Genomic DNA, 17950 nt, shown 5'->3' with positions numbered 1-17950 from the left:
TTTGCGGCTGCTGCGCAGCCGAGCGGGAGCAAGCTCCCTCGCCACGGTTTTTCCTTCCTGACACAAATTCCCAAACGCTAATTTTTCCGGTTTGCATTCGTTTCATAGGGACGACTTGCCTTTGTGCCTAGTGCCCACTGATTCCGGATACCCCAGAAATGAATGCTGAAGACGCCTTGAAACTTGCTCGCCGGTTTATCGGGTTGCCCCTGGAAAAGCGCCGGATGTTCCTGGCCGCGTTGGACAAGGAGGGCGTGGAGTTCAGCGGTTTTCCCATTCCCCGGGGCGTCGAGGCCGAGGATCGCCAGGCGTTGTCCTATGCCCAGCAGCGCATGTGGTTTCTCTGGCAACTGGAGCCGGGCAGCGGCGCCTATAACCTGCCGGGTGCGGTGCGGCTCAAGGGCGCGTTGAGCCTGCCGGCGCTGGAGCAAGCCTTCGCCAGCCTGGTGGCCCGTCATGAAACCCTGCGCACGGTGTTCCAGCGCCAGGCCGACGACAGCCTGCTGCAGATCCCCTCCAACGCCGCGCTGAAGATCGGGCGCCAGGACTTCAGCGCCTTGCCAGCCGCCGAACGCGAACAGGCGGTGCGTCAGGCCGCCGAAGCACAATCGATGCAGCCTTTCGACCTGTCCAGCGGCCCGTTGCTGCGGGTCGAATTGCTCACGCTCGATGAACGCGAGCATGTGCTGCTGCTGACCTTGCACCACATCGTCTCCGATGGCTGGTCGATGAACGTGCTGATCGACGAGTTCATCCGCTGCTACGACGCCCATGAAGCGAGCGTGGCGCCGCAACTGGCCGATTTGCCGATCCAGTACAGCGACTATGCGCTGTGGCAACGCCGCTGGCTGGAAGCCGGCGAGCAGGCGCGTCAACTCGACTATTGGCAGGCGCAACTGGGCGATGAACACCCCGTGCTGGAACTGCCCATCGATCACCCGCGCCCGGCGATGCCCAGCTATCGCGGCACGCGCTTTGAATTCGCCGTGGAGCCGGCCCTGGCCGAGCAACTGCGCACCACCGCCCAGCGGCACAACATCACCCTGTTCATGCTCCTGCTCGGCGCCTTCAACGTGCTGCTGCATCGCTACACCGGCCACACCGATATCCGCGTCGGCGTGCCCATCGCCAACCGCAACCGCGCCGAAACCGAAGGGCTGATCGGCTTCTTCGTCAACACCCAGGTATTGCGCACCAAGCTCGGCGGCCAGACCCGTGTCGATGAGCTGCTGCGCACGGTCAAGGAAGCCGCCCTCGGTGCCCAGGCCCATCAGGACTTGCCGTTCGAACGCCTGGTGGAAGCCCTGAAACTGGAGCGCAGCCTCAGCCATACGCCGCTGTTTCAGGTGATGTACAACCACCAGCCGCACGTGGCCGACATCGCCAGCATTCGCACCGCGTCGGGTCTGGAGTTGTCGATGCTGGAATGGCAGGGCCGCACTACTCAGTTCGACCTGACCCTCGACACCTGGGAAAAGGCCAGCAAACTGCACGCGGCGCTGACCTACGCCAACGATCTGTTCGACGCCGCCACGGTCGAGCGCATGGCCCGACACTGGACGCGGCTGCTGCACGGCATGGTTGCCGACAGCCATGCACGCGTCGGTGAGTTGCCGTTGCTCGAAGCCGATGAGTATCAGCGCCTGATCCATGACTGGAACCCGCTGGGCGCGCCGTTCGACCAGACGCTGTGCATTCACCAACTGATCGCTCGCCAGGCCCAGGCCACGCCGGATGCCCTGGCCGTCACTTTCGCCGACACCCGACTGACCTACAGCGAACTCGACGGCCGCGCCAATCGCCTGGCCCACAAGCTCATCGAATTGGGCGTGGGCCCGGAAGTGCGCGTGGGCGTGGCGATGCTGCGCTCCGAACACCTGCTGATCGCCTTGCTGGCGGTGCTCAAGGCCGGCGGCGCCTACGTGCCGCTGGACCCGGACTACCCGGCCGAGCGCGTGGCCTACATGCTCGACGACAGCCGCGCCCGGGTCTTGCTGACCGAGCAGGCGGTGGCGGCGACGCTGAGCGTACCGAGCGAAACCGCCGTGCTGATGCTGGATCGGATCGAGCTGGGGCAGTACCCACTCCGTGCACCGATTACCCACGTCACGCCAGACAACCTCGCCTATGTGATCTATACCTCCGGCTCCACCGGTCAACCCAAGGGCGTGGCGATTGCCCATCGCAACGTGCTGGCGCTGATCGACTGGTCCCGATCGGTCTACAGCCGCGACGACATCCAGGGCGTACTCGCCGCCACGTCGGTGTGCTTCGATTTGTCGGTGTGGGAACTGTTCGTGACCCTGGCCAACGGCGGCTCGCTGATCATCGCCCGCAATGCCCTGGAATTGCCGCAACTGCCGGCCCGGGACCAGGTGCGGCTGATCAACACCGTGCCGTCGGCGATTGCCGCGTTGCAGCGCAATGGTGAGATCCCGGCCAGCGTGCGCATCATCAACCTCGCTGGAGAGCCGCTGAAGCAGAGCCTGGTGGATGCGCTGTACCAACATTCACCCTGTGAGTCTGTGGGAGCAAAGCCTGTGGAGTCAGTGCCTGTGGGAGCAAGCTTTGCTCCCACAGGCTCACTCCCACAGGTGGGTGGCGTTGAACATGTCTACGATCTTTACGGCCCCTCGGAAGACACCACCTATTCCACCTGGACCCGCCGCACCGCCGGCGGCACGGCGAACATCGGCCGCCCCCTCAAGCACACGGCCAGCTACCTGCTGGACGCCGACCTGCAACCGGTGCCCCAAGGCGTCTCGGCGGAGTTGTACCTGAGCGGCGCGGGCATCACCCGTGGTTACCTCGGCCGTGCCGCGATGACCGCCGAGAAATACGTGCCCAACCCGTTTTCCACCCACGGCGAACGCCTGTACCGCACCGGCGACCTGACCCGTTACCAGGCCGACGGCACCTTGCAGTACGTCGGTCGCATCGACCATCAGGTCAAGGTCCGCGGCTTCCGTATCGAGCTGGGGGAGATCGAAGCGCGCCTGCTGCAACAGCCCCAGGTGCGCGAATTGGCGGTGCTGGCCCAGGACAGTGAGCACGGTCAGCAACTGGTGGCCTTCCTCGTCCCGAGCGACGCCAAGGTGCTGACCGAGGCCGAGCACCAGGTGCAATTGCGCGAAACCCTCAAGGCTGCTTTGCGTGAACACCTGCCGGATTACATGGTGCCGGCCTACCTGGTGTTCCTCGATCAACTGCCGCTGACCCCCAATGGCAAACTCGACCGCAAGGCCTTGCCGGCCATTGACGGCAGTGAGCAGCAGCGCGAATTCGTCGCGCCCCACAGCCCCATGGAAAAAGCCCTGGCGGCGATCTGGCAGGACGTGCTGAACCTCGACAGCATCGGCCTGGAAGACAACTTCTTCGAGCTGGGCGGTGATTCCATCGTCTCCATGCAAGTGGTCAGCCGTGCGCGGCAGGCCGGGATCGTGCTCAATCCCAAAGCCCTGTTCCAGCACCAGACCCTGCGCAGCCTGGCGCTGGTTGCGCGCCAGGGCGACAGCCATGCGGTCGATCAAGGCCTGGCGCGCGGCGCGGTGCCGTTGACGCCGGTGCAGCAGTGGTTCTTCGAGCGCGACATTCCCGAGCGGCAACATTGGAACCAGTCGCTGCTGCTGGTGCCCGGCGAGCCCCTTGACGTCGCGGCATTGGAATCGGCCCTGGCCCGTTTGGTCGAGCACCATGACAGCCTGCGCCTGCGCTTTACCCAGGTGAACGGCCACTGGCAGCAAGCCTATGCCGAGCCGTCGGCGGCCAGTGTGTTGTGGCAGCGCCAGGCGACGTCGGTCGAACAGCTCAACGCCCTGTGCGACGACGCCCAGCGCAGCCTCGACCTGGAAGACGGGCCGCTGCTACGAGCCTTGCTGGTGGACATGGCCGATGGCAGCCAGCGCTTGTTGCTGGCGATCCATCACCTGGTGGTGGACGGGGTTTCGTGGCGCGTGCTGCTGGACGATCTGCAACAGTTCTACCGCCAATTGCAGGCCGGCCAGCCGATCCAGGTGCCGGCCAAGACCAGCGCGTATGGACAATGGGCCGCGCACCTGCACGGGCATCTCGATGGCTTCATGGACAGCCTCGATTACTGGCGTGCCCAGGGCCATGCGCCGGCCGGCAACGGCTTGCCGTGCGACTACCCCGAGCGCCTGCTCCTGGCGTGTGACGAGCGCAAGGTGCAAGTGCGGCTGGACGCCGAACAGACCCGCCAACTGCTGCAACAGGCGCCCAGGGCCTACCGCACCCAGGTCAATGACCTGCTGCTGACGGCCCTGGCCCGTACCGTGTGCCGTTGGACCGGGCAGGACAGCACACTGATCCAGCTCGAAGGCCATGGCCGTGAAGAGCTGTTCGAGGGCGTTGACCTGACCCGCACCGTCGGTTGGTTCACCAGCCTGTTCCCGGTCAGCCTCCGCCCGGCGTCGGCGTTGAGTGCGTCGATCAAGACCATCAAGGAGCAACTGCGCGCCGTACCGGACAAGGGCCTGGGCTATGGCGTGCTGCGCTACCTGGGCGAACCGGCGGTGCGTGCCGAACTGGCGGCCTTGGCGGCGCCGCGCATCACCTTCAACTACCTGGGGCAGTTCGACCGGCAGTTCGACGACGGCGCGCTGTTCGTACCCTCCAGCGAAGGCAGTGGCGCGGCGCAACATGCCCGGGCGCCGCTGGCGAACTGGTTGACAGTGGAAGGCCAGGTCTACGGTGGGGAGTTGTCCCTGAACTGGGGGTTCAGCGAGCGGATGTTCAAGCAGCAGACCATCGAGACACTGGCCGCTGACTACCTCGCCGAGCTGAGGACGTTGATCGAACACTGCTGCGCGCTGGAAACGCCACAGGCGACGCCATCGGACTTCCCCCTGGCCCGCATCAGTCAGGCGCAACTCGACAACCTGCCGATGGCCGCCGGGCAGTTGGACGACCTCTATCCGTTGTCGCCGATGCAGCAGGGCTTGCTGTTCCACACTTTGTACGAGCAGGCGGCGGGGGAGTACATCAACCAGTTGCGCGTGGACGTCCAAGGCATCGATGCGCAGCGCTTCGCCGACGCCTGGCAGGCCACCCTCGATGCCCACGATAGTTTGCGTAGCGGCTTTGTCTGGCAGGGTGACCTGGAGCAGCCGTTGCAGATCGTTCATCGCCAGGTCGAGTTGCCATTCACGGTCCTCGACTGGCGCGGGCGCGCGCACCTCGCCGAGGCCCTGAATGAGCGCGCCGACGCCGAGCGTCGTCAGGGCTTCGACCTGGCCCAGGCGCCGTTGCTGCGCCTGGTGCTGGTGCAGACCGAGGCCGAGCGCTGGCACCTGATCTACACCCATCACCACATCCTGATGGACGGCTGGAGCAACGCTCAACTGCTGGGCGAAGTGTTGCAGCGCTACAGCGGTCGCTTGCCCAAGGCCAATGTCGGGCGTTATCGCGACTACATCGCCTGGCTGCAACGCCAGGACGCTCAATTGAGCGAGACGTTCTGGACCGGTCAGTTGGCAACCTTGCAAGAGCCAACGCGGTTGGCGCGCGTCATGTCCACCAGCGAAATCCACAGCGGCCATGGCGATCACTTCCAGACCCTGGACGCGACCCGCACCCAGGCCCTGGAACAGTTCGCCCGCCAACAGAAAGTCACCCTCAACACCCTGGTGCAAGCGGCGTGGCTGTTGCTGCTGCAACGCTACACCGGCCATGACAGCGTCGCCTTCGGTGCCACCGTGGCCGGGCGTCCGGCGGATCTGCCGGGCATCGAGCAACAGGTCGGCCTGTTCATCAACACCTTGCCGGTGATCGCCGCGCCACGGCCGGACCAGTCGGTCGGCGTCTGGTTGCAAGCCGTGCAGGCGCAGAACCTCAGCTTGCGGGAATTCGAGCACACGCCGTTGGCGGACATCCAGCGCTGGGCCGGGCAGGGCGGCGAGGCGCTGTTCGACAACATCCTGGTGTTCGAGAACTACCCGATTGCCCAGGCCCTGGCAGAAGGCGCCGGGCAGGGCGCGGTATTTGGCGACGTCAGCCACCTGGAGCAAACCCATTATCCGTTGAGCGTGGCCGTGACCCTCGGCCAGACCCTGGCGCTGCACTACAGTTTCGACCGGGCGCATTTCAGCCCGGCGGCCATCGACGGCATCAGCGCGCAGCTGTCGCAGCTGTTGGAGCGCTTCGCCGAGTCGGCGACGCGCACCCTCGGGCAAATCGCCCTGGTCAGCGTCGAGGAACAGGCCCGGCAACAGGCTGCCAACCACCCGCAGCCATACCCGACCGACATCGCCGTGCATCAGCGCATCGCCCATCTGGCGGCGCACAAGCCCCTGGCGACGGCGGTGATCTTCGACGGCCAGCGCTTCAGCTATGGCGACATCGACCGGCGCGCCAACCAGTTGGCCCACGCCTTGATTGCCCGTGGCGTAGCCCCGGAAACCCGGGTTGGTGTGGCCCTGCCACGCAGCGAAGGGGTGATCGTCGCGCTGCTGGCGGTGCTCAAGGCCGGCGCGGCCTATGTGCCACTGGACACCAGTTACCCACGGGAACGCCTGGCGTACCTGATCGAGGATTCGGGGCTGGCGCTGTTGCTCACCGACTCCCGGGTGTCGGCGCAACTGCCGCTGGAGGGCGCCAATCAAGTGCTGGAACTCGATCGCCTGGACTTGAGCTTGCAACCTGCGGATACACCCTCGGTCGCCGTCGATCCGCAGAACCTCGCCTACGTGATCTACACCTCCGGTTCCACCGGCAACCCCAAAGGCGTGAGCGTGGCCCACGGCCCGCTGGCGATGCACTGCCAGGCCATCGGCGAGCGCTATGAAATGCGCGACAGCGATTGCGAATTCCACTTCATGTCCTTCGCCTTCGACGGTGCCCACGAGCGCTGGCTCACCAGCCTGACCCACGGCGCCTCGCTGCTGATTCGCGACGACAGCCTGTGGACCCCGGAACAGACCTACAACGCCATGGGCGAACACGGCGTGACGGTAGTGGCGTTCCCGCCGGTGTACCTGCAACAACTGGCCGAGCACGCCGAGCGCGAGGGCAATCCGCCGAAGGTGCGCATCTACTGCTTCGGCGGTGATGCGGTGCCCAACGCCAGTTTCGAACGGGTCAAGCGCGCCCTCGATCCGGACTTCATCATCAACGGCTATGGCCCGACCGAAACCGTGGTCACCCCGCTGATCTGGAAGGCCGGCCGCGACGTGGCGTGTGGCGCCGCCTATGCACCCATCGGCAGCCGCATCGGCGACCGCAGCGCCTATGTGCTCGACGCCGACCTGAACCTGCTGCCCCAAGGCATGGCCGGTGAGCTGTACCTGGGTGGTACCGGGCTGGCGCGGGGTTACCTGAACCGTCCGGGCCTGACGGCCGAGCGCTTTGTCGCCGACCCGTTCAGCCGCAGCGGCGGCTTGCTCTATCGCACCGGCGACCTGGTGCGCCAACGGGCCGATGGCACCTTCGATTACCTGGACCGCATCGACAACCAGGTGAAGATCCGCGGCTTCCGCATCGAGCTGGGTGAGGTCGAAGCCAGCCTGCAAGCCCTCGACGGCGTGCGCGAAGCGGTGGTGGTGGCCCAGGAAGGCACCGCCGGCAGTGGCAAGCGCCTGGTCGCCTACGTGGTGGCCAATGAACCGGTGCCGGAGGATTTCGCCGAGCACCTGCGTGACCAGCTCAAGGCAACCTTGCCGGCGCACATGGTCCCGGCCTATCTGCTGCGGCTCGACCGCCTGCCGCTGACCCCCAACGGCAAGCTCGACCGCAAGAACCTGCCCAAGCCCGACGTCAGCCAATTGCAGCAGACCTACGTGGCCCCGCGCAGCGCGCTGGAACAGCAACTGGTGTCGATCTGGCAGGACGTACTCAAGCTCGCGCAAGTGGGCCTGCGGGACAACTTCTTCGAACTGGGCGGCGATTCCATCGTCTCGATCCAGGTGGTCAGCCGCGCACGCCAGGCCGGTATTCATTTCACGCCCAAGGACTTGTTCCAGCACCAGACCATCGAGGCGCTGGCGGCGGTGGCGCAGACGGGTGCACCGCGGCAAGCGCTGGACCAGCAACCGGCCAGCGGCGAAACGGCGCTGCTGCCGATTCACCAGTGGTTCTTTGCCCAGGCGATTCCCGACCGTCATCACTGGAACCAGTCGGTGATGCTCAAGCCGACCCAGGCGCTGGATGCTCGGGCGCTGGAGCAGGCCTTGAACGCCCTGGTCGTGCACCACGACAGCCTGCGCCTGGCGTTCATCGAACAGGCCGGAGGTTGGACGGCGCGCTACCGTGACGGGGTGGCTGACGGGATTGTCTGGCAAGCCGACGTCACCGATCTCGCTGGGTTGGAAACGCTGGGCAATCAGGCCCAGCGTAGCCTGCAACTGGACGGTGGCTCGCTGATCCGTGCGGTGCTGGCGAACCTCGCCGATAGCACCCAGCGTTTGCTGCTGATCGTGCATCACCTGGTGGTCGACGGGGTGTCCTGGCGGATCCTCGTCGAAGACCTGCAAATGGCTTATCGGCAGGCGCTCGCCGGTGCGGTCGTGCAACTGCCGGCCAAGACCAGCGCGATCAAGGCCTGGGCCGAAGCGTTGCAGGGCTACGCCAGCAGCCCATCCTTGCAGACCGAGCTGGGTTTCTGGCAGCAGCAGTTGCAAGGCGCTTCCACGGCGTTGCCGTGGGATAACCCCCAGGGCGGGCAGCAACATGGCCAAGCCGTGACGATTCGCACGGCCCTGGACAAAAACCTCACCCGGCAATTGCTGCAGCAAGCCCCGGCGGCCTATCGCACCCAGGTCAATGACCTGTTGCTCACCGCCCTGGCGCGGGTGATGGTGCGCTGGACTGGCGCTGACAGTGTGTTAGTGCAACTCGAAGGTCACGGCCGTGAAGAACTGTTCGAGCACATCGACCTGACCCGCACGGTCGGCTGGTTCACCAGCCTGTTCCCGGCCCGTTTGACACCCGCTGCCGACCTCGCTGCTTCGCTGAAGCAGATCAAGGAACAACTGCGCGCCATCCCCCACAAGGGCATCGGTTTCGGTGCCCTGGCGCACCTGGGCGATGCGTCAGCGCGGCAAGCGTTGCAGGCCTTGCCGACGCCGCAACTGACCTTCAACTATCTCGGCCAGTTCGACGGCAATTTCGCGGCGGCTGACGATGCCCTGTTTGTGCCCACCGACGAGCATGGCGGTGAAGAGTTGAACATGCAGGGCCCGCTGGGCAGTCCGCTGGCGCTGGACGGCAAAGTCTTCGGCGGCGCGCTGGACTTGACCTGGGCCTTCAGCGGCGACCTGTTCCAGGCGTCGACCATTCAACGACTGGCCGACGACTACCTGGAAGAACTCACCGCGCTCATCCGTCATTGCTGCGACAGCCAGCACCGTGGCGTGACGCCGTCGGACTTCCCGTTGGCGCGGCTGACCCAGGCGCAACTGGATACCCTGGTGCGCCAACCCCAGGCCGTCGACGACATCTACCCGCTGTCGCCGATGCAACAGGGCATGCTGTTTCACTCCTTGCTCGGACAAGGCAGTGGCGACTACATCAACCAGATGCGCCTCGACGTCGAGGGCGTCGACCCGCAACGTTTCCGCGCGGCCTGGCAGGCGGTGGTCGAGGCCCATGACATTCTGCGCACCGGGTTCTTCTGGCAGGGTGACCTGGCGCAGCCGGTGCAAATCGTCCAGCGTCAGGTCGAGGTGCCGTTCCGTGTGCTCGATTGGAATGGGCGGACGGACATTGATGGCGCCTTGCAAACCCTGGCCGATGAAGAGCATGCCCAAGGCCTGGACCTGACCCAGGCGCCGTTGATGCGCCTGGTCCTGGTGCGCACTGGCACGGATCGGCATCACCTGATCTACACCAACCATCACATCCTGATGGATGGCTGGAGCAGCGCGCAGTTGCTCGGCGAAGTGTTGCAGCACTACCGCGGCGCCAGCGTGGCCCGCCCGGCTGGCCGTTATCGCGACTACATCGCCTGGCTGCAACGCCAGGACGCGAGCCTCGGCGAAGGGTTCTGGACGCAACAGTTGCGCACGCTGGATGAGCCGGTGCGCCTGGCCCAGGTGTTTGCCCGCCCGGCGCAGGACGTCTCGGCGAAGCCGTACGGCCATCACCGCGTACAGCTGGATGCGCTGCAGAGCCAACGCCTGGCCGAGTTCGCCCGGGAATCCAAAGTCACCGTCAACACCCTGGTGCAAGCGGCCTGGCTGCTGCTGTTGCAGCGCTACACCGGCAAGGCCAGCGTGGCGTTTGGCGCAACGGTGGCGGGGCGGCCGGCGGACCTGGTGGGCGTCGAGGGCCAGATCGGCCTGTTCATCAACACCTTGCCGGTCATCGCCAGCCCGCGTCCGGAACAGAGCCTGGGCGACTGGCTGCACAGCGTCCAGGCGCAGAACCTGGCCTTGCGCGAGTTCGAGCACACGGCGCTGTTCGACATCCAGCGCTGGGCTGGCCTGGGCGGCGAAGCCTTGTTCGACAACATCCTGGTGTTCGAGAACTACCCGATTTCCGAAGCCTTGGCGCAGGGGGCGCCTGAAGGCTTGCGTTTCGGTGCCGTGGATAACCTGGAACAGACCAACTACCCGCTGACCCTGCTGGTCAGCCTCGGTGCCGAACTGGCGGTGCAGTTCAGCTACCAGTGCGCGAGTTTTGCTCAGGCCTCGGTCGAGCGGATTGGCCTGCATCTGCAGCGCTTGCTGCTGCAAATGACCGACGCCGGGCAACGTTCCTTGGGCGAGCTGAGCTTGCTCGACGAGCGCGAAACCCGCCAGCACGTGCAAGGCTGGAACGCCACCGCAGCCAGTTATCCACAGGCGCGTTGCGTCCATCAATTGTTCGAGGCCCAGGCCCGCCAAACGCCGGATGCCACGGCACTGGTGTTCGCCGAGCAGGCGCTGAGCTACGCCGAACTCAATGTCCGGGCCAACCGCCTGGCCCATCGCTTGATCGAACAGGGCGTGGGGCCCGATCAATTGGTCGGTGTCGCGCTGGAGCGCGGCGTGGAGATGATTGTCGCCTTGCTGGCGATCCTCAAGGCCGGTGGCGCCTACCTGCCACTGGACCCGGCGTTCCCCCAGGACCGCCTGGCGCACATGATCGAAGACAGCGGCATCGAACTGCTGCTGACCCAACGTTCGCTGCTCAACCAGTTTTCGGCACCCTGTGGGAGCGAGCCTGCTCGCGATGGCGGTGGTTCAGTCGGTGGCGATGTTGGATGTGCCGACGCCATCGCGAGCCAGCTCGCTCCCACAGGGGCCGGTGTTGGCGTTAAGACATTGGTGTTGGATCAGGAGGGTGACTGGCTCGACGGTGATGCCTGCGAGGCGCCGGCGACGCGCCTGGATGCGGAGCACCTGGCCTACGTGATCTACACCTCCGGTTCCACCGGCAAGCCCAAGGGCGTGATGGTGCGTCATGGGGCGCTGGTGAATTTCGTCGCCAGCATGGCCCGTGAACCGGGCATCGCCGCCAGTGATCGAGTGCTGTCGCTGACCACGTTCTCGTTCGATATCTTCGGCCTGGAACTGTACGGCGCGCTGTTGAGCGGTGCCTGCGTGGTGCTGGTGGACAAGCAGAGCGCCCACGACCCCGAGGCGCTGCTCAAGACCATCGACCGGCAACAGGTCAGCGTGGTCCAGGCCACGCCCTCGACCTGGCGCATGTTGCTCGACCACCCGGCGTCCGCGTTGCTGGCCGGGCGCAAGTGCCTGTGCGGTGGCGAGGCGTTGGCCGAGGACCTGGCCGAGCGGCTGCTGGATGTCGCTGGCGAGGTCTGGAACCTGTATGGCCCGACTGAAACCACCATCTGGTCGGCGGCCTACCGCTTGACTGAAGAGCAACGCGTGCCGTACCTCGGCCGGCCGATTGCCAACACGTCGCTGTACATCGTCGGCGATCACTTCGCGCCAAACCCGGTCGGGCTGATCGGCGAACTGCTGATTGGCGGCGACGGCCTGGCCCGGGGTTACCACGACCGTGCGGCGCTCACCGCCGAGCGCTTCCTGCCGGACCCGTTCGGCAACGGCGCGCGGGTGTACCGCACCGGTGACCTGGCGCGCCAGTGTGGCGACGGCGTGATCGAGTACATCGGTCGGGTCGACCATCAAGTGAAGATCCGCGGCTTCCGCATCGAACTGGGGGAAATCGAAGCCTGCCTGCTGGCCCAGGAAGCGATCCGCGAAGCCGTGGTGGTGCCCCAGCAAGGGCCGGGCGGCCTGCAGTTGGTGGCCTACCTGATCGCCGCCCATCCGGAGACGGCTGAGCCGGCGGCCCTGCGCGAAGCCCTCAAGGCGCAGCTCGCGCCGTTGCTGCCCGATTACATGATGCCGGCGCACTGGCTGTTGCTCGAACGCTTGCCGCTGACCCCCAACGGCAAGCTCGACCGCAAGGCCCTGCCGCTGCCGGACGCCCGGCAACTGCTGCGTGCCTACGTGGCGCCACAAGGCGCGCTCGAACAGGGCATCGCCGACATCTGGCAAGACGTGCTCAAGCTCGAACGGGTAGGGCGCGACGACAACTTCTTTGAACTGGGTGGGCATTCCCTGCTGGCGACGCAAGCGACGGCGCGCCTGCAAATGCAGCAAGGCGCCGCGGTGCCCCTGGACTTGCTGTTCAGCACCACGTCCCTGGCCGACTACGCCGCACAACTGGCGGCCCACCTGACCCCTCACTCCAGCGCCGACCTGAGTGAGATGCATGATTTCCTGGCAGACCTGGAGACCCTTTGAATGACTCAGCTCGATAACCTGTCTCTGGTTCAGCGATTCATCCGTTTACCGCTCGCCCAACGGCAAGCGTTCCTGCACAAGCTGCACAGCAAAAACATGAGCCTGGCGGCATTGCCGATCCCGGCGATGCGCGACGAATTCGAGACCCTGGACCTGTCCTACGCCCAGGAGCGCCAGTGGTTCCTCTGGCAACTGGACCGTCACAGCGGGGCCTATCACGTGCCCACGGCGCTGCGCCTGCGCGGCGCCCTCGACCTGCCGGCGCTGCAACGCAGTTTCGACGCCTTGCTGGCCCGTCACGATGTGCTGCGCACGGTGTTCGTCGACAGCCCGCAAGGGCCTCGGCAAGAAGTGCTGGCACAATTGCGCCTGGCGATCGAACCGGAAGCCGCGGATGAGGCCGCGCTCAAAACCCTGATCGATGACGAAATCGCTGGATTGTTCGACCTGCAACAGGGGCCGTTGCTGCGGATCAAGCTGCTGCAACTGGCTGCCGACGACCATGTGCTGGTGCTGACCCAGCACCACATCATTTGCGATGGCGCCTCCGCACGGATCATGGTCAACGACCTGGTCCAACTCTACGCCGCCCACCGCAGCGGTCAGGCACCGACCCTGGCACCCTTGCCGATCCAGTACGCCGACTATGCGATCTGGCAGCGCAAATGGATGGAGGCCGGCGAGCTGGAGCGACAGTTGGCCTACTGGACCGAACGGCTGGGCGATGGCGGCGAAGTCCTGCCGTTGCCAACGGACCGCCCACGCCCGGCGCTGCAAAGCCATCGCGGCGCACGCCTGGACTTGCGCTTCGACGCCGGGCTGACCCAGGGCCTGAAGCAACTGGCCCAGCGCGAAGCTTCGACGTTGTTCATGGTTTTGCTGGCGTCGTTCCAGGCCTTGTTGCACCGTTACAGCGGCCAGTCGGACATCCGCGTCGGCGTCCCGGTCGCCAACCGCAATCGCCCGGAAACCGAAGGCCTGATCGGCTTTTTCGTCAACACCCAGGTGCTCAATGCCCAGGTGCGGGGCGATTTGCCTTTCGTGCAGTTGCTGGCGCAGGTCAAGCAGGCCTCGCTGGGGGCGCAAGCCCATCAGGACCTGCCGTTCGAGCAGTTGGTGCAGGCATTGGCACCGCAGCGACAGGCGAGCCACAGCCCGCTGTTCCAGGTGATGTTCAACCACCAGAGCGGCGGCGCGGCCCAGGCCCTGCAACTGCCGGGATTGCAGGTCGAGAGCCTCGACTGGCGTTCCCACACCGCCCAATTCGACTTGACCCTCGACACCCACGAGACCGACGGTGAGCTGGCCGCGTCCCTGAGCTACGCCACCGACCTGTTCGACGCCAGCACCGTGCAACGCATGGCCGAGCACTGGCTGAACCTGCTGCACGGCATTGTCGCCAACCCTCGGCAACGCATCGGTGAACTGCCGCTGCTGACGGCTGCCGAGCAACAGCAGCACATTGGCCAATGGAACCCAGCGCCGCGCAGCTTCCCGGGCGAGGCCTGCCTGCATCAGCGCATCGCCGAACAGGCGCGTTTGCGTCCTGATGCCGTCGCTTTGCGTTTCAACGCCCAAACCCTGACCTACGGCGCCCTCAACGCCCAGGCCAACCGTCGCGCCCATCAGTTGATCGCCCACGGTGTTGGCCCGGATGTACTGGTGGGGCTGGCGGCCGAGCGCGGTTTCGACATGCTGGTGGGCCTGCTGGCAATCCTCAAGGCCGGTGGTGCCTATGTGCCGCTGGACCCGACGTATCCCCAGGATCGTCTGGCCTACATGATGCAGGACAGCGGCATCCGTTTGCTGCTGACCCAGGCGTCCCTGATTGATCAATTGCCGGTGCCGGACGGCGTGCAAACGCTGCTGCTGGACGCCGACGTCAGTGCATTCGCCGACAGCGATCCGCAGGTGTCGATGGACGCCGAAAACCTCGCCTACGTGATCTACACCTCCGGTTCCACCGGCAACCCCAAAGGCACGTTGCTGCCGCACCACAACGTGCTGCGCCTGTTCGAGGCCACCGAGCCGTGGTTCAACTTCGGTGCGGCGGATGTCTGGAGCCTGTTCCATTCCTACGCGTTCGATTTCTCGGTCTGGGAAATCTTTGGCGCACTGCTCCACGGCGGCGAGTTGCTTATCGTGCCGTACGACATCAGCCGTTCCCCGCAGCAGTTCCACGAATTGCTCTGCGACGCCGGGGTGACGGTGCTCAACCAGACGCCATCGGCGTTCAAGCAATTGATGCACGAGGCTTGCGCCGACTCGCGAAGCAATGCCTTGCGCTACGTGGTGTTCGGCGGCGAGGCGCTGGACGTCAAGTCCTTGCGCCCGTGGTTCGAGCGTTTCGGCGATGCGGCACCGCAACTGATCAACATGTACGGCATCACCGAAACCACCGTGCACGTGACTTACCGTCCGCTGTCGATAGCGGATCTGGAACAGGACGCCAGCAGCCCCATCGGCGAGCCAATTGCCGACCTGTCGTGGTACCTGCTGGACGGCGATTTGAATCCGGTGCCGAAAGGCTGCATCGGAGAGTTGTACGTCGGTCGCGCCGGCCTGGCCCGGGGTTATCTGAATCGTGGCGACCTCACCGCATTGCGGTTCATCCCCGACCCGTTCGGCGACAGCGGCGCACGTTTGTACCGCACCGGCGACCTGGCGCAATACCGCAGCGATGGGGTGATCGAGTACGTCGGCCGCATCGACCATCAAGTGAAGATCCGTGGCTTCCGCATTGAGCTGGGCGAAATCGAAGCGCGCCTGAACGCCCTGGCATCGATACGCGAAGCGCTGGTGTTGGCCCAAGAAGGGCCGAGCGGCCAGCAACTGGTGGGTTACGTGATTGCGGCGCAAGTCGGCGAGGACGAAGCCGGCCTGCGCGAGCAGCTCAAGACCCAACTCAAGGCCGAGCTGCCGGACTACATGGTGCCAACGCACCTGCTGTTCCTCGAGCAATGGCCGCTGACCGCCAACGGCAAGCTCGACCGCAAGGCCTTGCCAACCGCTGACGCCAGCCAAATACAGCAGGACTACGTGGCGCCACAAAGTGAACGGGAACAACAGATCGCGGCGATCTGGCAGGACGTGCTCAAGGTCGAACGGGTCGGCTTGAGCGACAACTTCTTCGAGCTGGGCGGCCATTCGCTGCTGGCGACGCAGATGGTCTCGCGCATTCGCCAGGTCCTCGGCCTGAACCTGCAACTGCGCCAGTTGTTCGAGAACGCCAGCCTGGAGGCTTGTGTGGCTGCGCTGGTGCGCAGCGACGTGGCACGGCCGGCGAGCATCCCGCGGCTTGCCCGGGACGAGGCGCGGCTGCCGCTGTCCTACGCTCAGCAACGCCAGTGGTTTCTCTGGCAGATGGAGCCGGACAGCGCGGCGTACCACATTCCGGCGGCGCTGCGGATTCAGGGCGACCTGGACCTAGAGGCCTTGCAACAGAGTTTCGCCGCCCTGGTGCAGCGTCACGAAAGCCTGCGCACCACCTTCGTCCAGGTCGATGAGCAAGCGTTCCAAGTCATTCACGAGCAGATGAACCCGGTGGTGATCCCGCAGATTCTCGACGGTGGTCACGAACAGATCCAGGCCTTCGTCCACCAGCAGATCGCCGAGCCATTCGACCTGCAAAACGGCCCGTTGCTGCGGGTTGGCCTGTTGCGGGTGGCGGCCGACGAGCATGTGCTGGTGCTGACCCAGCACCACATCGTCTCCGATGGCTGGTCGATGCAATTGCTGGTGCAGGAGCTGATACAAGGTTATGCCGCGTGCAGCCAGGGCGAACCCTTGGCATTGGCCGAGCTGCCGATCCAGTATGCCGATTACGCGGTGTGGCAACGTCAGTGGATGGACGCCGGCGAACGGGAACGGCAACTGGCGTACTGGACCGAGGTGCTGGGGGGCGAGCAGCCGTTGCTGGCGCTGCCCACCGACCGGCCGCGCCCGAACCGGCAGAGCTTTGCCGGCGCCCGCCTGGCCATCGACCTGCCGCCGGTCCTGGGCCAACAGTTGCGACAGCTGGCCCAGCGCGAAGGCAGCACGTTGTTCATGGTTTTGCTGGCGTCGTTCCAGGCCTTGCTGCATCGCTACAGCGGCCAGTCGGACATCCGTGTCGGCGTGCCCATCGCCAACCGCAACCGGGTGGAAACCGAAGGCCTGATCGGATTCTTCGTCAACACCCAGGTGCTCAAGGCCGAGGTCGATCCGCAGCAGCGTTTCAGCGCGTTGCTGGCCCAGGTCAAACAGGCGGCCATCGGCGCCGAGGCTCATCAGGACCTGCCGTTCGAACAACTGGTCGAGGCGCTGCGGCCTGAGCGCAACCTGAGCCACAGCCCGTTGTTCCAGGTGCTGTACAACCACCAGAGCGTCGCACGCCAGGCACTGCCGGCGCTGCCCGGGCTGGTGATCAAGGCCCAGGAATGGGAAAGCCAGACCGCCCAGTTCGACTTGACCCTCGACACCCTGGAAGCCGAGGGTGAACTCGGTGCGGCGCTGACCTATGCCACCGATTTGTTCGACGCCAGCACCGTGCAACGCATGGCCGAGCACTGGCTGAACCTGCTGCACGGCATCGTCGCCAACCCTCGGCAACGCATCGGTGAACTGCCGCTGCTGACGGCCGCCGAGCAACAGCAGCACATCGGCCAATGGAACCCGGCGCCGCGCAGCTTCCCGGGCGAGACCTGCCTGCATCAGCGCATCGCCGAACAGGCGCGTTTGCGTCCTGATGCCGTCGCTTTGCGTTTCAACGCCCAAACCCTGACCTACGGCGCCCTCAACGCCCAGGCCAACCGTCGCGCCCATCAGTTGATCGCCCACGGCGTTGGCCCGGATGTACTGGTGGGGCTGGCGGCCGAGCGTGGTTTCGACATGCTGGTGGGCCTGTTGGCAATCCTCAAGGCCGGCGGTGCCTACGTGCCGCTGGACCCGACGTATCCCCAGGATCGTCTGGCCTACATGATGCAGGACAGTGGCATCGGTTTGCTGCTGACCCAAGCGGCCCTGGTCGATCAGCTGCCGGTGCCGGACGGCGTGCAAACGCTGCTGCTGGACGCCGACGTCAGTGCATTCGCCGACAGCGATCCGCAGGTGTCGATGGACGCCGAAAACCTCGCCTACGTGATCTACACCTCCGGTTCCACCGGCAACCCCAAAGGCACGTTGCTGCCGCACCACAACGTGCTGCGCCTGTTCGAGGCCACCGAGCCGTGGTTCAACTTCGGTGCGGTGGATGTCTGGAG

At 65.4% G+C, this 17950-nt stretch carries 2 protein-coding genes (1 of these 2 running past the window's edge); both read left to right on the top strand.

What is annotated here, in order from left to right; all coding sequences use genetic code 11:
- Nucleotides 1-158 precede the first annotated feature (158 nt).
- Nucleotides 159-12710 (top strand): non-ribosomal peptide synthase/polyketide synthase, encoded by a 12552-nt coding sequence (locus PSH86_RS21155; protein WP_305484720.1) that lies wholly within the window; start codon nt 159-161, stop codon nt 12708-12710.
- A protein-coding gene (locus tag PSH86_RS21150) for a non-ribosomal peptide synthetase (protein WP_305484718.1) crosses the window boundary here: on the top strand, nt 12711-17950 show its start. Its footprint extends 5848 nt past the window's final position; the window shows 5240 of its 11088 coding nt (coding positions 1-5240); it begins with the start codon at nt 12711-12713; its stop codon lies off the right edge, out of view.

The sequence above is a fragment of the Pseudomonas sp. FP2300 genome (assembly GCF_030687595.1).
GTDB classification, from domain to species: domain Bacteria; phylum Pseudomonadota; class Gammaproteobacteria; order Pseudomonadales; family Pseudomonadaceae; genus Aquipseudomonas; species Aquipseudomonas bijieensis.
The sequence above is the reverse complement of the archived record's forward strand: the minus strand, read 5'-3'. Positions and strand labels throughout refer to the sequence as shown.